The 22,514-nt window shown below is 65.6% G+C and carries 18 protein-coding genes; 8 read left to right on the top strand and 10 right to left on the bottom strand.

Going from position 1 to position 22,514, the window contains the following annotated elements; all coding sequences use genetic code 11:
- Positions 1-20 precede the first annotated feature (20 nt).
- Positions 21-1,508, bottom strand: a complete 1,488-nt coding sequence (locus GEV01_RS22240) for a glycoside hydrolase family 30 protein (protein WP_152807712.1) — start codon at positions 1,506-1,508, stop codon at positions 21-23.
- Between the two features lie 282 nt (positions 1,509-1,790).
- Here GEV01_RS22240 and GEV01_RS22235 point away from each other — a divergent pair, with 282 nt between their 5' ends.
- Positions 1,791-6,158, top strand: coding sequence for a molybdopterin cofactor-binding domain-containing protein (locus GEV01_RS22235; RefSeq protein ID WP_152807711.1), 4,368 nt, complete (start codon positions 1,791-1,793; stop codon positions 6,156-6,158).
- A gap of 4 nt (positions 6,159-6,162) precedes the next feature.
- On the opposite strand, the gene GEV01_RS22230 is transcribed toward GEV01_RS22235, so the two are convergent.
- The 5 genes from GEV01_RS22230 to GEV01_RS22210 form a co-directional block, all read right to left on the bottom strand.
- Entirely contained in the window at positions 6,163-6,588 is a 426-nt protein-coding gene (locus GEV01_RS22230; protein ID WP_152807710.1) for a type 2 periplasmic-binding domain-containing protein, read from the bottom strand.
- A gap of 14 nt (positions 6,589-6,602) precedes the next feature.
- Positions 6,603-7,712: a porin gene (locus tag GEV01_RS22225; protein ID WP_152807709.1), complete on the bottom strand. Its 1,110-nt coding sequence runs from the start codon at positions 7,710-7,712 to the stop codon at positions 6,603-6,605.
- Between the two features lie 20 nt (positions 7,713-7,732).
- On the bottom strand, positions 7,733-8,515 hold the full coding sequence (locus GEV01_RS22220; protein ID WP_152807708.1) for a substrate-binding periplasmic protein: 783 nt from the start codon (positions 8,513-8,515) through the stop codon (positions 7,733-7,735).
- An 86-nt stretch (positions 8,516-8,601) separates the two neighbouring features.
- Positions 8,602-9,321 (bottom strand): PEP-CTERM sorting domain-containing protein, encoded by a 720-nt coding sequence (locus tag GEV01_RS22215; protein ID WP_152807707.1) that lies wholly within the window; start codon positions 9,319-9,321, stop codon positions 8,602-8,604.
- Positions 9,322-9,402: 81 nt separating this feature from the next.
- A complete protein-coding gene (locus GEV01_RS22210; RefSeq protein WP_152807706.1) occupies positions 9,403-10,227 on the bottom strand; it encodes an arylamine N-acetyltransferase family protein in 825 nt (274 codons plus the stop codon).
- Between the two features lie 154 nt (positions 10,228-10,381).
- Between GEV01_RS22210 and GEV01_RS22205 the strand changes: the two genes are divergently transcribed.
- Entirely contained in the window at positions 10,382-11,566 is a 1,185-nt protein-coding gene (locus tag GEV01_RS22205; protein ID WP_152807705.1) for a restriction endonuclease, read from the top strand.
- A gap of 15 nt (positions 11,567-11,581) precedes the next feature.
- Here GEV01_RS22205 and lnt read toward each other — a convergent pair whose 3' ends face one another.
- The 4 genes from lnt to GEV01_RS31435 form a co-directional block, all read right to left on the bottom strand.
- Positions 11,582-14,035, bottom strand: coding sequence for an apolipoprotein N-acyltransferase (gene lnt / locus GEV01_RS22200; protein ID WP_235914518.1), 2,454 nt, complete (start codon positions 14,033-14,035; stop codon positions 11,582-11,584).
- A 5-nt stretch (positions 14,036-14,040) separates the two neighbouring features.
- Positions 14,041-14,688 carry a hypothetical protein gene (locus GEV01_RS22195; RefSeq protein WP_152807704.1) on the bottom strand — a complete coding sequence of 216 codons (648 nt, stop codon included), beginning with the start codon at positions 14,686-14,688 and terminating at the stop codon, positions 14,041-14,043.
- A 20-nt stretch (positions 14,689-14,708) separates the two neighbouring features.
- A complete protein-coding gene (locus GEV01_RS22190; protein ID WP_152807703.1) occupies positions 14,709-15,803 on the bottom strand; it encodes an SGNH/GDSL hydrolase family protein in 1,095 nt (364 codons plus the stop codon).
- Positions 15,804-16,161: 358 nt separating this feature from the next.
- The gene (locus GEV01_RS31435; RefSeq protein WP_152807702.1) at positions 16,162-17,694 is read right to left on the bottom strand and encodes a methyl-accepting chemotaxis protein; all 1,533 of its coding nucleotides are present in this window, start codon (positions 17,692-17,694) and stop codon (positions 16,162-16,164) included.
- Between the two features lie 120 nt (positions 17,695-17,814).
- On the opposite strand from GEV01_RS31435, the gene soxC reads away from it, so the two are divergent.
- Genes soxC through soxX form a run of 6 tightly spaced genes read left to right on the top strand, consistent with a single transcriptional unit; the run spans position 17,815 to position 22,494 of the window.
- Complete coding sequence (soxC, locus tag GEV01_RS22180) at positions 17,815-19,149, top strand: sulfite dehydrogenase (RefSeq protein WP_328595595.1); 1,335 nt, start codon at positions 17,815-17,817, stop codon at positions 19,147-19,149.
- Positions 19,149-20,213: a c-type cytochrome gene (locus GEV01_RS22175; protein WP_152807701.1), complete on the top strand. Its 1,065-nt coding sequence runs from the start codon at positions 19,149-19,151 to the stop codon at positions 20,211-20,213. The genes soxC and GEV01_RS22175 overlap by 1 nt, the downstream gene beginning before the upstream one ends.
- A 31-nt stretch (positions 20,214-20,244) precedes the next feature.
- Positions 20,245-20,703 carry a thiosulfate oxidation carrier protein SoxY gene (gene soxY, locus GEV01_RS22170; protein WP_152807700.1) on the top strand — a complete coding sequence of 153 codons (459 nt, stop codon included), beginning with the start codon at positions 20,245-20,247 and terminating at the stop codon, positions 20,701-20,703.
- A 29-nt stretch (positions 20,704-20,732) separates the two neighbouring features.
- Positions 20,733-21,044, top strand: coding sequence for a thiosulfate oxidation carrier complex protein SoxZ (gene soxZ, locus GEV01_RS22165; RefSeq protein ID WP_008443707.1), 312 nt, complete (start codon positions 20,733-20,735; stop codon positions 21,042-21,044).
- 10 nt (positions 21,045-21,054) lie between these two features.
- On the top strand, positions 21,055-21,861 hold the full coding sequence (soxA, locus tag GEV01_RS22160; protein WP_152807699.1) for a sulfur oxidation c-type cytochrome SoxA: 807 nt from the start codon (positions 21,055-21,057) through the stop codon (positions 21,859-21,861).
- A gap of 12 nt (positions 21,862-21,873) precedes the next feature.
- A complete protein-coding gene (soxX, locus tag GEV01_RS22155; protein ID WP_152807698.1) occupies positions 21,874-22,494 on the top strand; it encodes a sulfur oxidation c-type cytochrome SoxX in 621 nt (206 codons plus the stop codon).
- The last annotated feature ends 20 nt before the right edge of the window (positions 22,495-22,514 follow it).

Below are 22,514 nucleotides of genomic sequence, written 5' to 3'. Positions count from 1 at the left end.
CATCTGCACGACAGCGCTTGTTAGGGTTTCCAGGTAAACGTCGCGACGCTGGCGGCCGGCAAGGTGTAGCTGAAGCTGCGCTGGCCAGGCGCCAGACGCACCGCAAAACTGCGCGGCGCCTTGGCCGAGTTCACCACCAGCAGCGCCACCGAACCGTCGTCCGCATTGCGGAAGGCCACGGTATCGAGCTGGTCGTAGCCGCTGGTCGAGGCGATGCGGCGCGCGCCCTTGCGCACGAAGCGGCTGGCGTGGGCAAGCGCGTAGTACTCCTCGTTGCGCGTGACCTTGCCGTCGCGGCTGTCGATGGTGACGACGCCACGGCAATCCTTGCAGCCGCCCAGGTGCGGGCCGTCGTTCTCGTCCAGCGCCAGGTTCCACAGCAGCACGCCCTTGGCCCAGCCGCGCGTGGTGCCGATCACCAGCGTGCGGGCGAAGTGCTGCAGATTGTCCGACCACACCGGCGCCCACTTGCCGCCCGAGCATTCGGTGAAATAGGTGTCCTTGTCGGGCCAGCGGTCGTGCAGCGCGGCTTGCACGCGGACGTCGCCGCCGTAGCAGTGCCAGGCCACGCCGTTGACGTATTTGCTGGCGACCGGGTCTTGCAGCACCGCGGCCGGCGAGCCGGGCTCGTCCCAGTTATGGTCCCAGTCCAGGATGCGGGTCTGCGGATGCTCCTTGACCAGCAAGGGGCCCAGGTGGCCGCCGATGAAGGCGGCGCGCTTGGCCGGCTCGACGCGCATGCCGGGATAATCCTTGGGCTCGAAGTGCGGCTCATTCTGCAAGGTCAGCGCATAGATAGGCACGCCTTCCTTTTCATACGCGCCGATGTAGCGCGACAGGTAGGCGGCGAACGGCGCGTACGCCTCCGGCTTCAGCGTGCCCTGGATCAGGCTGTCCGTGCTTTTCATCCAGCCCGGCGCGCTCCACGGCGAGGCCATCACGCGCAGATTGGGGTTGATCGCCAGCGCGGCCTTGACCACCGGCAGCACGTCGGCACGGTTGGGCTCGATGGAGAAATGCGCCAGCGCCGCATCGGTCTGGCCGGGCGGCATGTCGTCGAAGCTGTAGTGGTGGCGCGAGAAATCGGACGCGCCTATCGTCAGCCGCGTGAAGCTGAAGTTGACGCCGGGCTCTTTGCCGAACAGCTCGTTCATCAGCGCGCCGCGCTGCTGCGGGTTCAGGCGGTTCTGGATCAGCCAGGCCGAGGCGTCGGTGATGGCGGCGCCGAAGCCGACCATCTCCTGGAAGCGCTGAGCCGGATCGACTTCGATGACGGTGGCGGCCCGGGTGCCGGACTGGAAGGCGGCGTCGGCGCCGCGCGCCATCAGCTTAGTCTGGTCGCCGGTGGTGATCCAGGCTTGCACCTTGCCCTGCGCCAGCGCGCCGCCGTGCGCGCACAGCAACAGCACCGGCACGGCCAGCAGTCGGCCCAGCTGTCGCAGCGGGTGGCGGGTAGGCAAGAAGCGCAAGCGCTCATCGCCCGGCAAGGCGGGGCTGACTGTGGTCATTCTGTCTCCGTGCGGCCGGGTCGTTGCCCGTCCGTCCTGGTTTTTATGGTGAGTGGAAACGCTTCCACTTGTTAAATTAACTATAGCACCGTGAATTCTTCAGTGTCAATCAGGGAAAAAAACAACGCGTGGTAATTGGTGAGTTTTTATGCCGGCAAAAATGCTCAAAATTATGTTGTCCGCCCCGGAAGCCAGCCGGTATTCTGCGCGGGCAGCCTGCTGTTTTGGGTTGTCTCGAATTCGCCACGTTGGACCATACCACTTACGCCACAGGAGTTTTCCATGCCCACTTCCCAAACAGCCGACCTGGTCTTCTATCTCAACGGCGAACGGGTGCAGTTGCCGACCGTCGATCCGACCGTCTTGCTGGCCGACTACCTGCGCTCGCCGGAAGTCGGCCTGACCGGCACCAAGATAGGCTGCAAGCAAGGCGGTTGCGGCGCCTGCACCGTCATGCTGTCGAGCTGGAACGAGGACACGGGACAAGTCGAGCACCGCTCGGTCAACTCCTGCCTGCGCCCGGTGGCCTCGCTGGACGGCATGCTGGTGACGACGGTGGAAGGCACGGGCAGCGTCAAGTCCGGCTGCATCAGCACCGTGCAGAACGGGCTGGCGCGCAACAACGGCACCCAGTGCGGCTACTGCACCCCCGGCTGGATCATGAACATGACGGCCGCCGTGGCCCAGCGCGGTGAAAAGCCCGGCACCAAGCAGGAGATCGAGGCCATGTTCGACGGTAACATCTGCCGCTGCACCGGCTACCGCCCCATCCTGTACGGCTTCAAGAAAACCTTCGCCTCCGACTGGGATCCGAAGGTCGACGAGGCCGGCTGCATGCGCTGCGAAGTCGATCCGGCCGAGGAAGTGGCGCGCACCGCGCCGGTGGAGGTCGCCTTCCCCGACGAACTGCGCAAGCCGCCGCGTCCGGTGCATTACTCGGCCAACGGCTACCACTGGTTCCGGCCGCTGACGGTGTCCAGCACCATCGGCCTGATGCGCGACTTCCACGACCGCGCCGAGCTGCGCCTGGTCGGCGGCAACACTTCGATCGGCATCTATCCGCGTACGGTGGAAAATCCGCACGTGTTCATCGACATCTCGCACGTGCCGGAACTGCACGTGCTGTGCCGCGCGGGCGACCAGCTGCGCCTGGGCGGCGGCCTGCTGTACGCCAGGCTGCTGGACTTCCTCGACGCCGAAAACAGCGCCATGCCCAATGCCGGCTTGCAGGCGCTGGCCTACATGGCAGGCCGCACCGCCGGCGGCATCGTCCGCAACGCCGCCACGCTGGCCGGCAACACCATGCTGGTGGTCACGCACGCCGAGCAAGGCGTGCCCTTCCCTTCCGACCTGTTCACGGCGCTGGCCGCGCTGGACGCCACGGTGACGGTGGCCGCGCCCGAGCAGGCCGAACCCAAGACCCTGCCGCTGCTGGACCTGCCGGCCTACTGGCGCCGCCATGCCGACGGCTGCGTGCTGCTGTCCTACCATGTGCGCCTGACCGGCGCCGACGAGTACGCGCAAACCTACAAGACCGCGCAGCGCGAGGTCAACGCCCACTCCATCGTCAACAGCGGCATGCGCGTCAAGCTTGATGCGCACCAGCACGTCGCCGACATCGCGCTGGTGTTCGGCGGCATGTCGCCGGTGGCCACGCGCATGCCGCACACCGAGCAGGCGCTGCGCGGCAAGCGCTGGGACGACGCCGCGCTGGCGCTGGCGATGCCGGTGCTGCGCCAGGAACTGGAAGCGCTGATCGACCGCTACGCCAGCCACTACGCCCAACTGCCCGACGAAGGCTACAGCCCGGCCTACAAGCGCCAGCTGGCCGAGTCGTATTTGTATAAATTCTTTATCGCCGTGTGCGAATGGCGCGGCCTGCCGGTGCCGCCGGCCGTGCGCTCGGCCGGCGAACGCAGCGAACGGCCGGTGTCGAGCGGCACCCAGGCCTACAAAGCCTATGCCGACCAGTTCCCGGTGCACGTACCCTACGTCAAAATCGAAGCCATGCTGCAAGCCACGGGCGAGGCCCAGTACATCCACGACATCCCGATGCCGCCGACCGGCATGAACGGCGCGCCGGTGCAAAGCATGGTGGCCAAGGGCACGTGCACCTACGCCGTGCCCGGCATCAGCGGCCCGGCATCGCCGGCCGAGGTGCTGGCCGCGCTGAAGACCTTGTACCCGGCGGTGAAGGACTACATCACCGCCATCGACGTGCCAGGCCCCCTGATCGACGGCATGGCGCTGGACGATCCCATCTTCGCCATCAGCATCGAAGCCGCCGATTGTCCGGACGGCGCGCTGCCTGTCGGCTACGATCCGCGCGCACCGATGATGCTGACCGGCTACGGCCAGTGCATCGGCATGGTGGTGGCGCGCAACGAACATCTGGCGCAGGAAGCGGCCGCCTATCTGCAACAGCACTTCTGCCAGTTCCAGGCCGAGACCCCGCTGATCGAACTGCCCGACACCGATGCCGAGCGCAACAAGCTGGTCTTCCTCGACAAACCGGCAGGCGCCCCGTGGTACTCGCACATCTGGAAGATCACCCGCAGCGGCACCAGCCTGGACTGGGTGCCGCCGCGTCCGCCCGAGCAGCCCGACCTGAAGCAGCCGGTGGTCACGTCCAACGTGCCCATCGCCAGCGACATCTACGGCAGCGTCAGCTGCACGCGCACCTCCAGCAGCCAGAAGGTCGGCAGCCAGATCCACTTCTACATGGAGACGCAGTCGAGCTACGTCGAGCCGGTGGAAGACCGCCAGATGCGCGTCTACGCCTCCACCCAGGACGCCAACGTGGTGCAGAGCGCGGTCGGCCGCGTGCTGCAACTGCCGGCCAACAAGGTCGACGTGCGGGTGCGCCGCATCGGCGGCGGCTACGGCGGCAAGTGCGGCCAGTCGGCCTTCGCCAGCACCATCGCCGCGGTCGGCGCGTGGAAGCTGAACCGGCCGCTGCGCATGGCCGCGCTGCGCCAGGTCGACACCGCCATGTTCGGCCACCGCCATCCGGCGCTGGGCAACTACAACATCGCCATCGGCGACGCCAGCAACCCGCTCACGCACGGCAAGCTGTTCGGCTTCCAGGCCGACTACTGGCTGGACGGCGGCCGCACCTACGATTGCAGCTTCATCATCAGCGACTGCATGGCGCTGCGCAGCGACTCGGCCTACTTCATCCCCAACTGGTCGTGCACCACCGACGTCTGCCGCACCGACAAGACTTCCAACACCTCGATGCGGACGGTCGGCATGATCCAGGGCGCCATCATCGTCGAGGACGCCATCGAGGCGGCCGCCCACAGCGTCGGCCTGACGCCGGAGCAGGTGCGCTCGCGCAACCTGTACGTGCAGGGCCAGGTGACGCCGTATGCCGAGCCGCTGGAATCGTGCTACATGCGCGAAGTGTGGGAGTACACGCTGGAGCAAGCCAAGTTCACCGAACGGGCGGCGGCGGTCGAGCAGTTCAACGCCGCCAACCGCTGGCGCAAGCGCGGCATCTCGGTGCTGCCGGTGAAGTACGGCTCGGGCTTCAACCTGGCGCTGCTGGAACAGGGCGGCGCGCTGATCGAGGTGTACTCGCAGGACGGCACGGTGCTGGTGCGCCACGGCGGCATCGAGATGGGCCAGGGCTTGAACACCAAGATGGCGCAAGTGGTCGCCTATGCGCTGAACGTACCGATCGGCATGATACGGGTGGCGGAAAACGACACCGCCGTGGTGCCGAATCCGGAGAGCACCGGCGCCTCCACCGGCACTTCCTTCAACGGCCTGGCCGCGCAGCAGGCTTGCGGCGAATTGCGCCAGCGGCTGGAAGCCTACTGCCTCGGCCTGCTGACCGCCAACGGCAACGACTGGTGCGTCGCCAACCGTATCAACTTCTGGGACTACAAGGATGGCTGGCGCGCCGAGACCACGCCGGGCAATCCGCAAACAATGATCTGGAAGAACATCGTCAGCATGGCTTTCAACGAACGGCTCAACCTGTCGGCGCAGTCGCGGGTGGCGATCGAGGGCGGCGAGCATCCGGACGGCAACCTGGAATTCAAGCTGGTGGACGGCAAGCCCGCCAGCGAGGAAGTCGACTACTTCACCGGCTACACCTACAGCGCGGCCTGCGTCGAGATCGAGCTCGACGTGCTGACCGGCGAGACCACCATCCTGCGCGCCGACGTGGTGTACGACGGCGGCAAGTGCCTGAATCCGGCGGTGGACGTGGGCCAGGTGGAAGGCGGCTTCGTGCAGGGCCTGGGCTATGTGACCAGCGAAGACCTGAGCTACCAGCCGGCCACGTCCAGCACCGAGGCCAGCGCCACGCGGCCGGCGCCGGGCGCGCTGTACACCACCAACACCTGGGAGTACAAACCGCCGGCAGCGCAATCGATCCCGCTGCAGATGAACATCATGATGTTCCCGAGGGAGCTGGCGAAGAACGCGCCGCAGGACGAGGGCGACATCCTGTCGGCCAAGGAAATCGGCGAACCGCCGATGACACTGGCGGTGGCGGCCTTCTTCGCGATCAAGCGCGCCGTGCTGGCGGCGCGCAAGGACCGCGGCCACCACGCGTGGTTCCAGATGGAGTCGCCGGCCACGGTACAGCGCGTGCGCGAAGCCTGCCTGGTCGATACGGCCGACCTCAGCGGGCATTGACGCGCTAGTGGATGGTCAGCACCGCACGCACGCTGGGGTCCAGCGCGCTGCGGTCGATATAGCCGACCAGATTGGGGTTCTCGGCCACCAGGCGCTTGACGGCGGCGCTGTCGCCGGACTCCACCGGCGGCTGTCCGCGTCCGGTGAACAGCATGCGCGCCCAGTAGGCCTTCATCTGCGCCGGCGCCTTGCCGCTGCTGCGCAGGTAGAAGGTGTCGCGTACCGGCGAGCCTTCGCTCTGGTCGATCGGCACCGCGTGCAGGCCGTTGGGAAAGTCCGCCGACACGCCGAGGAACAAATCGGCCGCCTGCTCGCTGCTGAGGGCCTTGACGGGATTGCGGGCCGAGACGATCACCACCACCTCGGCGCGGCAGACGCTGCCGGCCAGCAGTGCGGCGGCCAGCACAGCGATGGAGATAGTCTGTCGCATGGTCGGCCTGCCCATCAGTAGAGAAAGTCGGCCAGCACGCTGACCACGTTCACATGGCCGCCGCGCGGCGTGCCCGCCACCACGTTCTGCAAGGTGCCGTACGAATTGCTACCCAGATGCAGCTGGTCCCACTGCAATTTGAAGTCGACGTTGCGCGCCGCATCCCAGCGCAGGCCGGCCGCGTAGGTGCGCTGGGCAACGGGAATGTTGCCGGTGTCGGTCAGCGGCCGCAACTCGGACAGCGTGACGTAGGGCGCCAGCGTGCCGAAGCGCATGCCGCCGTTCACATACCAGGCTTCGCGCAGCGCCTGGACGCGCTTGCCGTCGTAATTGCTGACCCTGACCCATTCGCCGGACACAAACCACGGCCCCGGATCCCAGGCCGCGCCCAGCGACATGAAGCGCCCGCGCGGCGGATTCTGGTTGTCGACGTCGCGCTGCTGATAGGCTGCGTGGACGATCAGCGGGCCGCGCTCCAGCGTGTCGAACACGCCCATGACGGCGGTCGAGTGGACGTCGATGCCGCGCGTGTTGGTGACGGTGCGCTTGCCGTACAGGATGCTGGTGGTGTTGCTGAAGCCGCTGAAATGGGTGCGGTAGGAGGCGTCGACGCCGTCGCTTTCCTTGAGCGCCAGCAGGCGGTAGACCTCGATCGGCGGCCGCGCCGTCATATTGCTGTAGCCGACCCGGCGCGAATCCGACGCCATGAAACTGGCCAGCCCGATGCGCCCCACCCGCACGCTGAGGTCCGGCGTCAGCGCGTACTTCAGGTTGGCCCAGCTGATCAGCGGCTGGTAGCGGTTGTTCGAGCGGTACTCGGACACCAGCTGCACCACGCCGGACAGCTGCGGCGTGAAATTGGCCGTCAATTGCAGGCCGATGCGGCTGTCGACATCGCCGGTCCACTGGCGGTTGCGGCCGGTGCCGGACGGTTGCAGATTGTCGAACACATAGTCGCCGGCATGCTGGTCCGAATGGGCCAGCCCGACCGTGCCGAAGCCGTTGAGCGACCACAGCGGCTGCACCGGATCGGCCGGCGGCTCCGCGGCTCGCGCGGGCAAGGCGCATGCCCAGCCCAGCAGCGCCAGCAGCGTGACCGGTTTCAAATGGGAAGTGGCGTGCATCCAGCCTCCATGCGGGTCGGTTAGGGTTCCAGGTAGCGGGCCAGCAGCTTGTCGAGTTCGTGCGTCTTGCCCACGCGCGCCAGGCCTTCGTTCAAATTCTGCAGCAGCTTCGCGGCATCGGCGCCGCCGGCGGCCACGGCGAAATACAGCGGACGCAGCGGCGAATCCGGCAGCGGCTGGCTGACCAGGGTGCCGTCCACCAGCAGGCTGCGCAGCTTGGGGTTGATCAGGTACTGGCCGGCCATGGTCTCGCGGCTATCGATGAACAAGTCACAGCGGCCCAGGTGCAGCTTGCCGATCAGCTGCTCGTAGCCGACGGTGACGCCCCGGTCCACCTTGCTGGTGGGGATGCCGTAGGCTTCGAACTGGTAGCCGCCCAGGCCGCACAGGTGGTAGTTGTGGACATCGCTGAGCTTTTGCAGCGTCAGCCCTTGCGGCCGCGCCCGGCGCGAATAGAAGTACACATTGTGCATGGTGAAGTAGGCGTCGCTGAGCGCCAGCTTGGCGCCGGCGTCGGCCTGGCCGGCGTTGAGCGCCAGGTCCATGCGATGGTCGGCCACCAGCGCCAGGCAGCGCGCCCACGGCAGCAGCTGCACGCTGACCTGCCAGCCGTGGCGCGAGCCGATCAGCTTGAGCAGGTCGACGCTGGCCCCCACCACCTTGTCGCTGCGATGGCCGTCCGCGCGTTCGGCAAACACCAGCGGCGGCATTTCCGCCTGGTCGGCGCACACCTGGACGGTGGCCGCGCAGGCGGAACCGGCAGCGAGACCGAGCAGCAACAGGAACGCGTAAAAACGACTCATGGCATGGGAGGCGACCGCAGTAATCCGAGCCTCATTCTAACAAATGCGCTCCGGGTCGCCGCAATGAGTGTTGCGCCGATGAAAACTTATTTTGCGGGGCGGCTTGCTTTCCGGCGCCACGCCAGCAGCAGGGCGCCGGCGCCCAGCATCAGGTAGGTGGACGGCTCGGGGACCGGCGGCGGCGCCAGCGTCACGCTGGTGATGTCGCCGTCGACTTCCACCCACAGGCCGTCGACCGACATGCGCGAGAAACCGTAGCTGCCGTAGTCGAACTGGCTGAAGTTCAGCGCCCCGGGAATCGCGGCGCTGTTGAAGACCGCGCCGGTGCTGTCGCCCAGCAGGATGTTGTTGGTGTAGATCTCGCCCTTGTAGGACGCGCTGTTAATCAGCGAGAAGACATCGCCGTTGTTGAAGGTGGTGGCGTTGTCGGCCACCTGCACGGTGCTGTTGACCTTGACGCCGGCGGGCACGGTGGTATGCAGGCCGCTGTTCTGGAACACGGCGTCGATCGGATTCTTGTAGTTCACCGAGTCGGAGTACAGCAGCCAGGTGCCGTTCGCCTGCGCAGGCGGCTGGTAGACCAGGCTCAGCGGGGTCTCGGTGTTAACGCTGAACGTGCCGTGCACCTGCTCGCCGACCGACACCAGCGCGCCGGGACGGGTGCTCGATTGCACGTAGACCGGGTTGACGCCGTGGTCCATCTCGGCGATGTGCTGGACGGTGATGGTGAAATCATACGTGACCACCTTGGCTTCGGCGGCGCCCAGCAGCGCCATGCCGCAGAAGAATCCCAGTAATTTTTTCAATCTGTTCCCCTTATCGTAAAAGCATGTAAATATTACAATTATAGGGGAAGATTATCGAAAAGGAAATTTTCGCGGCGCACGCTAGCCGCCCTGCTGCTCCCATGCCGTCGCCGCCGCGCGTTCGAGCACCGGGCGCCAGTCGGGCGTCACCGGCAGCAGGAAGACCTCGGCCAGCACCTGCTCAAGTTCGTCGGCCGACAGGTAGCGGCGCTCGCCTCCGCCATCCGCGCGGCGTATCGTCAGGCGGTTGCGCAGCAGCGCGTGGCGGGCTTCGGGCGTGCTGCGCGCGACAATCAGGTCGTGGCGGAAGTGCGAGGACGGATAGGTCGACGAGTAGAAGTTCGCCATCTCGTAGTCGCCCTCGCGGCACGGCGCCGGGGAGATCATGTAGACCGGCATCCATTCGTCGCCCAGCAGCGCTTCCAGCAGATGCTCGTTGCCCTGCGGCGTGAGGCGGAAGCGCTCGTGCTGCGTGGACTGCGGCGTGGTCAGGTCGAAGCGGATGGGCGCCGTCAGCACGCAGCTGCCGAAGCCGACGTCGCACAACCAGGGCAGGCCGTCGACCGTCACCCGCAGCACCATGTGGGTGCGCGGCCGGTGCTGCGACTCGGGGCCGGCCATCCAGCGTACCTGGGCGATCAGGGGTTCCACCTCGAAGCCGAGCGCGGCCAGCACACGCTGGAACAGGCTGTTCTGCTCGAAGCAGTAGCCGCCGCGCCCGGCGTGGATCAGCTTGGCGTCCACCGCTGCCGGCGCCAGCAGCACCGGCCGGTCCAGCAGCACGTCGATGGCTTCGAAGGGTATCGCGGCCGGGTGCAGCTGCTGCAAGGCGCGCAGCGTGTCCAGCGTCGGGGTGCGCGGGCCGGTGTAGCCGATGCGCGCGAAATATGCGTCCAGTAATTCCATGGTCCCACCTACTCGTAATGTTGGCGAAAGAGCCATCATCATAGCAGCCCTGGTGAACCGCATCTGGCGTGTTCCGCGCGAAATGTTGTACATTAATGTTATCTAATAAATAATTGCGGGAAAATGAAAACCTCGGTCCCGCAGAAGGAAGCCCATGTCCATACTCGACTTCAGAGAAATACCGACCGCCAATGCCGCTGAGCGCAACAAACTGCGCCGGACATCGACAACCGTGCAACCAGAGGGCCTGGACGCATTCGAAAAATTCGCGGAAGAGTTCTTCGAGAAGATAAAGAATTTCGACATCATCCAGCGTGTTGCACGCGGCCAGGACCTGTCCGTCGATCTGATTGCCGTGAAAGATGGGAAGAGGCACCTGATCAGCTGCAAACACTACGCTCATGGGGATAAGGCGGTCGGGCCTGGCCACGAAACCGACATCACCGATGCGCTGCTCGCCCATCACTGCGTCGTGTTTGTCGGATTTTATTCAACATCGCCGACCAACGGCCTGGTGGCGCAGCTCGACAAGATGGGCTCCAATGACCTCCTGCCATTCTCGTCCATTATTTTTAAAAGCAGTGATATCGAGTCTGCCCTACTGGATAAGGACGATGCGTCAGGCTGGCTCCTGGCTGCGCGCTATTTTCCCAAGAGCTTCGGCAATCTTTACAGGCGCTTCGTGGTTCCTATTCAACACTACAAGGATCGCGACGTCACTAAAACGGCGGGCGGATTCGAGCTCCACGGCCCTGGCGGCGGGATAACGAATGGAACGAAGGAGGAATTGCTAAGGCAAGGAAACGAATATGTCACCAATCAGGTTCATATTGCCTTCTTTAGAGAGGCTTTGAAGGAGTTCATAGACATATTCCCCTCCTACTTCAAGATCAGGCAGGGTGCGGTGCTGAACGCCATTGGACTCGACGACATTTCCCCGGACTGGAACGCAGCGTTGACGACGCCTCCGCGCGCGCCGGCCGAGAGCACGAACGAGCCCATCATTGTCTGCGCAGTGTGGTCCTTCTGGGATGCCCAGCGTGCGATGGAATGCTACTTAAATCACCGCAAGGTCACGAACGAGGGCAATCTCGCCACTCACCAGGTGCATCTGTTAAAAATGCATTCCAAGTTTCAAGCGTTCGCATCCGTCCCACAGTTTGCGGCGCAGGGGTACCGCAATATCCTTGCCAGACTTGTCGCGTTTGCGCCGGCGCCACCATTAAAGCAAATCGCCGAACCGGGTCAATCGTTGATCGACGCCAGCGGCGACCTGATTCCATGGACATTTGCGAAAGAGGCCGGCCTGGAGTTCCTGAACGAAAAGTTGTTCCGCTAATCCGGCCCAGGCCCATTACGCGCCGTACAGATTCGCCAGCAGCCACCCGGGCAGGCCGAGATACAGCGCCAGGCGGCCGGCGCGCTCCAGCCAGCTGCGCACTGCGACGACCTGTGCAGGACGCAGCAGCGCCGCCATCAAGGTGCCGGCTTCGATGGCCGCCCGCAGCAAGGCCGCGCTCAGCACGACGCCGATGGACCAGGCGGCCCACCACAACGCAAAGGCCGTGAGATAAGCCTTCAAGCCGAAGGTGTAGTACTCGCCGAAAGCGCTGCCGTAGGCGATATGCTGATGCAGGTGGAACGCTGGTATCGCCAGCGCCAGCGGCAGCAGCACGAACTTGGCCAGCGGCAGATCGAGCTTGCGGCGGCGCAGCGCCAGGCGGGCGCGCGCATACACGCCCATCACCGCGCCCGGCTGTTCTTGCTCCAGTCCCAGCGCGGCGGCGAACGCCATGGGATTGGCCAGCGCCAGCCCGTAGTGCCAGCGCTGGCCCGACGCCAGCCGCAACGCCAGGCCGGCGGCAGGAATCGGCAAGCGCCATAACTCGACCGAGGCAATCTCGCCGAGCGCCAGTTCGATGCGCTGTGCGCCCCGCGTCAACACCAGCGCGGCGCCATCGATCGACGCTTGCGCGGCAAACGCCAGCAGCACGCACCACGAGGCGATTTCCGGCGCGAGGAACAGGCCGCTGAACAAGCGAATTTGCGCCAGGGTGTTGGTGCGCAACGGTTCGTTCAACAGCAGCGCCACGCAGATGCCGAGCAGGCCGGCGCGCGCCAAGGCTCGCAACAGCGCTGCGGCAAACCGCGCCGCCGGCGGCAGCACCGCGACCCGCACCGGGAAACGCATGGCAGGCTGCGCCGGCGACGTGGCGCCCTCCCCTTCCGAACGCCAGGATGGAATAGTCGCCCTGGCCGCCAGCAACAGCAGGAAGGCGCAGGCGGCACGCCCGACCCAGTCGCCCCAGCGGACCATCAAGGTCGGCGCCGGCTGGCTCGGCACAACGTCGGCGATCACCAGCGCCGGTTCGCCCATGCGCGTGCCGGCCAGCTGGCTGCCGCTGGCGTCGAACACCGCGCTGTAGCCGTTGGTGGTGACGCGCACTTGCGGCAGCCGCGTCTCGATGCTGCGGAACGCCGCCACCGTCTGGTGCAGGCGCGCGCCCTCGGGGTCGGTGCTGAACCAGGAGTCGTTCGACATCGTCACGATCGCCTGCGCGCCCAGCCTGGCGCCGGTGATCGCCAGGCCGGCGTCGACATCGTCGAGGCAGATCAGCGGCAGCACCGGGATCTCGCGGCCGTCGGCCAGGCGCAATGGGAAGACCCGCGCGCCATTGCCCGCGCGCCAGTTGCCGGTCCACGGCAACAGCTGCCGCAGGCGCGGCCCATCCAGCCACTCAGGTACGTATTCGGTGAACGGGAACAGGCGCGTCTTGCGGTACAAGCCTGTCAGGCCGGCGCCAGGCTGCACGAAGGCGGCCGCGTTGTATTCGCCGTCGCTGTCGATATCGTAGGTGCCGAACACGAAGGGCACGCCGGCGGCGCGGACGTTGGCGAGGATCTCGCGGTCGAACTCCGCGCCGGCCGCGCTCTTGGGATGGCCGAAGGTGGTGGGATAGGCGGTCTCCGACCACAGCACCACTTCCGCATGGCGCCGCACCACCGCGTCGTAGCTCATGGCGAAGTGCGTGGCGAGCACTTCCTGCACCACAGCGCGGGCGCCCTTGTGGCGGCGCATGCCTTCATAGTCGACCAGGTTGGCCTGCACCAGGCCCACGCGCAGCGGCTTGCCGGCAACGACGCTGCTATCCTTGTCGGGCAGCACGGCCAGCCCGTAGCCGGCCAGCAGCAGCGGTCCCAGCGCGGCCAATGCGAACGGTTGGGCGATCGCGCGCCAGCCATCGCGACGCCGCGCCAGCGCCGCCACAATGCCCTCGTTGGCAAGCAGCAGCAATACGGTCAGGCCCGCGCCGCCACCAATGGCGGCGCCCTGGCGCATCAGCCGGGACGGATACAGTCCATAACCGAGCGTGTCGCCGAGCAGCTTGGGCAGCAGCCATTCCGCCGCTACCCATGCAGCAGCGGCCGCCAGCGCGCGCAGCAACGGGCCATGCCGGCGTCCGGCCACATGGCGCACCAGCGCGAACGCGAGGAACTGCGGCTGGAACAATGGCGCGGCCAGCAGCAGCACGGCGAGTCCAATGCCGGCACCGGTCTGCGTGTAGCGTCCGAGCGCGATGCCGAACCAGGGGAACACGGCCGCCGTGAAAGCCAGCGACATCAGGTAGGCACAGCCCAGCGTTGCCGCCAGCGTCCGGCTGGCGTTGAGCGTGAACAGCCACGGCGCCAGCATCACGAAGCCCAGCAGCCAGCCGGCGCCGCCGCGCGCGTACAGCGCCGACAGCGCGGCGCTCGCCAGGATGCCGGCCACCATGCGCGCCGTCGAAGAAGTCAGTAGTTTTTGCATGCGAATCAGCGGCCGGGGCTGGCCGGGTCCACTGGTTTGGGAATGACGATGCGCCGGATCGGCAGTCCGGGCGGAGCCAGCTCCGGCGGAACGACGCGGTCTTTGGGCATGGCTATCGGCTGGTGGGCGGAGTCATACAGTTGGAAATCAGGCGCGAACATCAGGATGGCTTCGATGCGCTGGCCATCGTCGGTGGCCTGGTGGTGGCGGACGTAGCCGGCCGGCAGTTCGAAGTCCTCGGGCACAGCCAGCCCGACCTTGGGCGGACGGGTGCCCGGCGGCGAAAATGCGCCGAGGCCGGAGTACACGCCGCGCTCATGCAGGCGTTCTATCACTTCGGGCATGGTTGGTTTCTCGCCTCGGGCCACGTAGCTTTTCAGGTCGCGCGTCGGGTCGGCGTCGCCTTCCGGCGCGCGCGCTGGCTGCGATGGTTGCGAGGCTTGTGCCGCAGCCTGCTGCATCGCAGGAGCAGGCGCGGACTGCGGCCCGGCGGCAGACGCCGCGCCGGCCTGAGCAGGCAACGACGGCCCGGCCAGATTGGCGTCGGGCGTCGTCACCAGATAAACCAGCACGCCGCAGCCGATCACGGCCAGCACCAGCGCGACGGCGAGATAGCCGGTGCGCGGATGCCAGGTGCGGGGAGGCTTATCCAAGGGATGGTCTCAGCTGTGCCTCAAGGCGTTGCGACGTTGTAGGTCGACACCGCCCAGCCCATCCGCTCGTGGCCGTACTGATTCCAGATCGGATTTTTGCCGCCGGAGAAGGAGCTGTAGCGCGGCGCCCCCGTGCCCGTGCTGCCGCCGAACAGGCCGGCCGTTACCGTGCTGCCGCTGTAGGTCGGATGGGTGTCGTCCGATTGGATGTAGTCGTAGCTGCTGCCGGACGACACGAAGTGCGTGTTGGCGTCGCGCAGCGTCGAACGCAGCGTGGTGGTGATGCGGGTGACATAGCTGGCCTGGCTCTCGCCGGGGACATAGCGCAGCGCTTCGGAGTCGATCTTGCCGTCGCCGTTGCTGTCATAGTCCGCGCCCATGTACTGGGCGAAGTTGTCCGCGCAGGCAAAGCCCTTCTGGCGGGCCAGGTCGCACATCGCGAAGTTGATGCGCACCAGGGATGGCAGGAACTTGTCCTGCATGTTCACGGTCTTGCCGGTGGATGGATCCTTGCACGAGCTCTGGACGTTGTCTGCAGCATAGCCAGGGTAGTGCAGGTTCGACACCAGCTTGAGCTTGACGCCGGAGTAGGCGTTGGCGTTGATGTAGTCCATCGCGGCCCCGACATAGGTCTTGCAGCTGCTTTCCGCCGCCGTCAGCACGCTGTCGTCGCAGGTGCCGGATTGGCCTTTGAAGGCGGTGCGGGCTTGCAGGCCGTCGTTGCCGCACATTTCGAAGGCGACCACGCGGGTGTTACTCGCCTGCATATACGAACGCTCGGCGACGATCTTGTTGTTGTAGACGTCCGAGGCGACCGCGCCGGACTTGGTGCGGCGCACGCTCTCGATGTCGGCGTTCCACAGCGCGGACAGGTATTCCGCATCCACCGTCGGCGCCGAGTATTTGGCGGCGCTGGTGACGGAGCCGTTGTAGCCGGCGAAGATGGAATCGCCGTAGGCCACCACGCGATAAACGGTGCTGGTGCCTGGCCGGTCGATGGTCCAGGAAACGTTTTGGTTCAGGGTGCTGGCGGCCGCATGGTTCCCAACGGCGAGCAAGACAACAGTGGATAACAGCGTAGGCAACGACTTCTTGTGAAAGCGGGTGTACGACATGGGGTGTCTCCGATCAGAGTCTCTGCAAGATGGCTCATTATGTGATTTTCTCGCACTACGACGTACAGCAGCCCCGGTCGCACGAGCCATCATAGCGCGGCGGTCAGGCTGCCATCGTTCCCATCAACTTCAAGTTAGCAAACAGTTCATGTTACCTACGCCGGCAGCCGCACGATTCACCTGCGCGGCCACTGTCTCGCAAGGACACGAAAATGTCTCGCCGGGTCCGCCCGTCTGTCGCGTGGGGATCACATGGGCTGCAAGCCCAGCCGCAAGAACGCGCCGCTGGGAGCTTCCATGTCGTAAGTGTACTTTTGCAAAATTACTAATTGATGACAATGCAGAGAAATGAGCCGGCCTAACGGCGCAGCTTGAATACGCTGACGGCGCCGGCCAGCGCGGCGGCCTGCTGCTGCATCGATTGCGCCGCCGCCGTGGCCTGCTCCACCAGCGCCGCATTCTGCTGCGTCACCTGGTCCATCTGGACGATGGCGTTGTTGACGTGCTCGATGCCCGAGGTTTGTTCTTCGCTGGCGTCGGCGATCTCGCCCATGATGGCGCTGACGCGATTGACGCCGGCCACGATCTCGTCCATCGTCGTGCCGGCCTGCTCGACCAGGCGCGCGCCCTGCTCCACGCTTTGCACGGAGACGCCGATCAGTTCCTTGATTTCCTTGGCGGCGGACGCCGAGCGCTGCGCCAGGTTGCGTACCTCGGACGCCACCACGGCAAAGCCGCGTCCCTGCTCGCCGGCCCGCGCCGCTTCGACCGCCGCATTCAGCGCCAGGATATTGGTCTGGAAAGCGATGCCGTCGATGACGCCGATAATATCGACAATACGGCGCGACGATTGATTGATCTCGCCCATGGTCGTCACCACCTCGGACACCACCGTGCCGCCCTTGACCGCGACCTCCGCCGTCGCCGCCACCAGGCCGCTGGCCTGGCGCGCACTGCCGGCATTCTGCTTGACCGTGGAAGTCAGCTCGTCCATCGCGGTGGCGGTCTGGCCCAGCGAGGTCGCTTGCTGCTCCGTGCGGTTGGACAGGTCGAGGTTGCCATCGGCGATTTCGCTCGACGCCGTCGAGATGGTGTCGGCGCCGCTGCGGATCTGCGCCACGATGTCGGCCAGGCTTTGCTGCATCGACTTCATGGCCGACAGCAGGCTGTCGCGATCGCCGCCGGTCGTCTGTATCTCTTCGGTGAAATCGCCGGCGGCGATGCGGCGCGCGATGTCGGCCGCATAGTCCGGCTCGCCGCCCAGCTGGCGCATCACATTGGCCGCCAGCCAGTAAGTGACCAGGCCGGCCGCCACCAGCGTGGCCAGCGCCAGGCCCAGGCTGATCCACAGCGTACGCTGGGTCGAGGCGATCACACTGGCTTCGGCCTGTTTGACGTCGTCCTTCTTGGCCTTGAGGAAGTCCAGCAGATGGCCGCGCATGACGCGCCAGACCGGCGTTTCATCCTTGTTCAGCACCTGGATCGCGGCGGCCTGGTCGTCCTTGGCCAGGGCCATGATCTTCGTTTGCAGCCCGGCCTGTTTTTCGCGCAGTTGCGCCACGTCCGCGAACATCTTGCCGGCCTCGCTTTGCGGCGCGACCAGGCCTTGCGCCACCTGCATGTGTTCAGCGAAGGATTTGCTGGCGTCTTCGATATTCTTGAGCCCGGCCTTGTTGCTCGGATCGAGCACCACGTTGCGCAGCGCCTGTCCCATTTGCAGGCCTTGCGCGTACAGGTTGGTGGTGGTCTGCAACAAGGCCTGGTCCACTTCCAGGAATTGCTGGAACTGGTTGCGGGCGCTTTGCATGCCCGTCAACGCCACCCCCAGCGCGACGAGGAAAGCACAACACACTACAGCCATGCACAGCACCATCTTGTCGCGTAACTTCATCGGTGTTCTCCCCTGATTGAATTTTTAAATTTATGACAACAGTACGGGACAGGAAATCTCTTGCGTTGAGGAACTTGTACAGGCTAAGCTTATCCCCACAAAAACACAAGGAGACCGGCCGTGACGGATGTGCTACGCACTATCGGCAGGCTGTTGCAAGCCCCCGAGCATCATCTCGGTGAGGCCCAGCATGCACAGGCGCGTACAGCGCGCCGCAGCTTCATGGGTAAGGCCCTGGCCATGGGTGCCGGCGTTGCTGCGGGCGGCGTTGCCGCCGCACAGAACGCGGCCGGTGACGACGCCATCCTGACCTTGCCTGCGCACAGCAAGACCCTGGGCCAGCCGGTGGCCGCCCAGCCCTATGGACAGCCGTCCAAGTGGGAGGGCAATGTGTTGCGCCGCGAAAGCCCGGGCCTGACCCGCGTGCGCCAGGCTTCCGTCAGTTTCACGCCACTGCAAGGACTGTTCGGCATCATCACGCCGAGCGGCCTGCACTTCGAACGCCACCACCAGGGCTGGCATGACATCGACCCCAGCCAGCACCGCCTGATGATCAACGGCCTGGTGCGCGAGCCACGCGTGTTCACCATGGACGACCTGATGCGCCTGCCGTCCGTGTCGCGCATCCACTTCATCGAATGCGGCGCCAATACCGGCGCCGAGTGGGGCAATGTCGCGCTGCCGACGGTGCAATATACGCACGGCATGCTGGCCTGCTCGGAATATACCGGCGTGCTGCTGTCGACCCTGCTCGACATGTGCGGCATCGACCGCAAGCGCGCCCGTTTTGTGCTGGCCGAAGGCGCCGACGGTTCCAGCATGACGCGCACCATCGCCATCGAACGGGCGCTGGACGATGTCATCGTGGCCTGGGGCCAGAACGGCGAAATGCTGCGGCCGGAAAACGGCTACCCGCTGCGCCTGGTGGTGCCGGGCGTGCAGGGCGTCAGCTGGGTCAAGTATCTCCGCCGCATCGAAGTGGGCGACCAGCCATGGGACACCAAGGATGAAACCATCCACTACGTCGACCTGATGCCGGACGGGCAGCATCGCCAGTACACCTCCATCCAGGAATGCAAGAGCGTGATCACCACGCCATCCGGCGGCCAGACCTTGCTCGATCGCGGCTACTACAACATCAGCGGCCTGGCGTGGTCGGGGCGCGGCCGCATCAAGCGCGTCGATGTCAGCACGGATGGCGGCCGCAACTGGCGCACCGCCCGCATCGAAGGGCCGGTACAGAACAAGGCGCTGACGCGATTTAATATCGACTGGGTGTGGGATGGCAGCAACGCCGTGCTGCAAAGCCGCGCCATCGACGACAGCGGCTATGTACAACCCAAGATCAACCAGCTGCGCGCCGTGCGCGGCACGCGCTCCATTTATCACAACAACGCCATCCAGTCCTGGCAGGTGTCGCCGAATGGCGAAGTCTCCAACGTGCAGGTGAGCTGATGAAAAAATCGATACTCGCCGCCGCCGCGCTGCTGGGCGCTTGCCTGCTGGTGCAAGCGGCTGACGCGCCATGGCAAGCCATCGGCCGCCCCGCCACGCCAGCTGAAATCAAGGCCTGGGATATCGACGTGCGCGCCGATTTCCAGGGGCTGCCGAAAGGCCGCGGTTCCGTCGCTCAAGGCGAACAAATCTGGGAAAACCGCTGCGCCGGCTGCCACGGCAGCTTCGGTGAATCGAACGAAGTGTTCACGCCCATCGTGGGCGGCACCACCGATGCCGATATCAAGAGCGGCCATGTGGCGGCCCTGTCCAACGGCAGCGTGCCGCAACGCACGACGCTGATGAAGGTGGCCCGCTTGTCCACGCTGTGGGACTACATCAACCGCGCCATGCCGTGGGATGCGCCCAAGTCGCTGAGCGCGGATGAGGTGTATGCCGTCACCGCACACATCCTGAACCTGGGCGGCATCGTGCCATCCGATTTCGTGCTGAGCAACGACAACATCGCCGACGTGCAGCAGCGCCTGCCCAACCGCAATGGCCTGGTGCGTCAGCCCGGCCTGTGGGACATCAAGGGCAAGCCCGATGTGCTCAACACCGCCTGCATGACGAATTGCCCGACCGAGGCCAAGCAGACATCCAGCCTGCCCGACTTCGCCCGCAACGCGCATGGCAATCTGGCCGAGCAAAACCGTCCTCTGGGCGGCGTGCGCGGCACCGATACCACGCGGCCCGCGCGCGCCGTGCTGGCACCGGCTGCCGCCGTTGTCGCCGCCGCCGCGCCAGCTCCAGCCAAGGCCGCCGCCGGCGGGGACGTGCAGCAAGTGCTAAGCAAGAACGGATGCCTGGCCTGCCACGGCGTCACCAACAAAATTATCGGCCCCGCCTTGCGCGACGTCGCCGCCAAGTACCAGGGCCGCGCCGATCGTGCAGCCTATTTGCAAGCCAAGATACGCAGCGGCGGAGCCGGCGCGTGGGGCGCCATGCCCATGCCGCCGCAAAGCCAATTGAAAGAAGCCGACATGCAAGCCATCGTTCAATGGCTGGCCAGCGGCGCGCAATGAACGGGACCACCCGCAACCACCAGGAGACTGCATGAACCCGACACGTCGTACCGTATTGAAAACCAGCTCGGCACTAGGCCTGCTGGTGGCCTGTGGCCTGGTAAGCAGCCAGCAAGCGCTGGCCGCCACCGGCCGTGAAGGCTTCAGCGCCAAGTCCCTGGCCGATGCGCTGGCCGCCGTCGGCGGCACGCCGGCCGACAGCAAGGACATCGTCATCACCTCGCCCGACATCGCTGAAAACGGCGCCGTGGTGCCGGTGAGCGTGGCGTCCAATATTCCCGGCACCAGCGAAATCTACTTCTTCGTAGAAAAGAACCCGAACCCGCTGGCCGCCAAGTTCATCATCCCGGAAGGCACCACCACCTCCGTGCAGAGCCGCCTCAAGATGGGCCAGAGCACCAACGTGGTGGCCGTGGTGAAGACCGCCGACGGCAAGCTGTACTCGGCGACCAAGGAAACCAAGGTAACGCTGGGCGGCTGCGGCGGCTGACCCCAATCAGAATCAGGACAGGAGCAGACATGGCAGATCCAATGAAAATCCGTGCCAACGCCGCCAATGGCGTCACGGAAGTGAAAGTACTGATGGCCCATCCGATGGAGGCCGGCATCCGCAAAGATGCGGCCGGCAACGTGGTGCCGGCGCACTACATCACCGACGTCACCGTCAAGCACGGCGAGCGCGTGGTGCTGCAATGCCAGTGGGGCCAGTCGGTCTCGCAAAACCCTTACCTCGCCTTTAAATTCAAGGGCGGCGCCAAGGGCGACACAGTCAGCGTGAGCTGGCAGGACAATCTGGGCGAAAGCCGCACCGATCAAGTCACCGTAGCCTGAGGCCATCACCATGCCACTATCCCGTGTCACCTGGGCCAGCCTGTTGGGGCTGGTCATTGCAGGCAGCGCCATCGCGCAAAGCACCAGCGATGAGATCGCAAAATACCGCGCCATGCTGGCCGACGGCAACCCCGCCGAGCTGGTCGAAGGCCAGGGCGAAGTACTGTGGACCACCAAGCGCGGTCCCAAGCAGGCCACGCTGGAAGGCTGCGACCTGGGCAAAGGCCCGGGCGTCATTGCCGGCGCCTATGCCGAGCTGCCGCGCTACTTCAAGGACACGGGCAAGGTGATGGACGCCGAAGCGCGGCTGGTGCATTGCATGGTGACGCTGCAGGGCATCGAGCGCGCCGACATCGTGCGCAAACCTTTTTCCGAGCAGGGCGAGCGCGCCACCGACATGGAAGCGCTGGCAGCCTATGTGTCGGCCGCCTCGCGCGACGTGAAGATCAACCTGCCGCAGCAGCACGCCGAGGAAAAAGCCGCGTATGCGCGCGGCAAGCAAGCGTTCTTCTACCGCGCCGGCCCGCATGATTTTTCTTGCGCCTCCTGCCATAGCAAAAACGACCAGCGCATCCGCCTGCAAGACCTGCCTAACCTGCAACAGGCCGCCGCCGCACGTGGCGCCTTTGCCAGCTGGCCCGCTTACCGCGTCAGCCAGGGCGCGGTGCGCACCATGCAGTGGCGCATGGCCGACTGCTTCCGCCAGCAGCGCTTCCCGCAACTGGAATACAACTCCCAGGCAGCCATCGACCTGATCACCTACCTCGGCGTCAACGCCAAGGGCGGCGTGATGGCGGCGCCGGGTTTGAAACGCTGATACGGAGTGTCCATGCAAAGCAAACTCATCACTGCAGCCCTGTTGGGCGTGCTGGCCTCCGGCGCAGCACTGGCCGCCGGGCCGGCAGCCAAGGACAGCGCCGACCTGGCCGCGTTCAAGGCCTCGTTCCGCGACAAGAACGAAGCCACCGTCGACCGTCTGGAGCAGACCGAGGCGCAGCGCCTGTGCTCGCAGGATGCGCAACGCCCGCTGAAGCCGGCGCAGCGCAAGCAGATCGAGCAGCAGGCCACGGCCGCCGTGCGCTATCCGGCCGACGGCAACTACCTGGGCGACTGGAAGGAAGGCGAGAAGGTCGCGCAGAACGGGCGCGGCCTGCAATCGTCCGATCCGAAAGGGACGGCGGCCGGCGGCAATTGCTATGCCTGCCATCAGATGGACAAGAAGGAAATCGCCTTCGGCAATATCGGCCCCAGCTTGCAGCAGTACGGCAAGCTGCGCGGCGGCCCGACGCCGGAAATCCTGAAGTACACCTGGGCCAAGATCTACAACTCGCATGCCTTCCAGGCGTGCTCGGTGATGCCGCGCTTCGGCGCCGCCGGCATCCTGACGGAGAAGCAGATGCAGGATGTGATGGCGCTGCTGCTGGCGCCTGAATCGCCGGTCAACCAGTAATTCATCCTTAGCCGGGCTAC

Origin of the sequence: Rugamonas rivuli (genome assembly GCF_009380165.1) — a bacterium.
GTDB classification, from domain to species: domain Bacteria; phylum Pseudomonadota; class Gammaproteobacteria; order Burkholderiales; family Burkholderiaceae_D; genus Rugamonas; species Rugamonas rivuli.
This window is presented reverse-complemented; position numbering and strand designations above follow the sequence as displayed.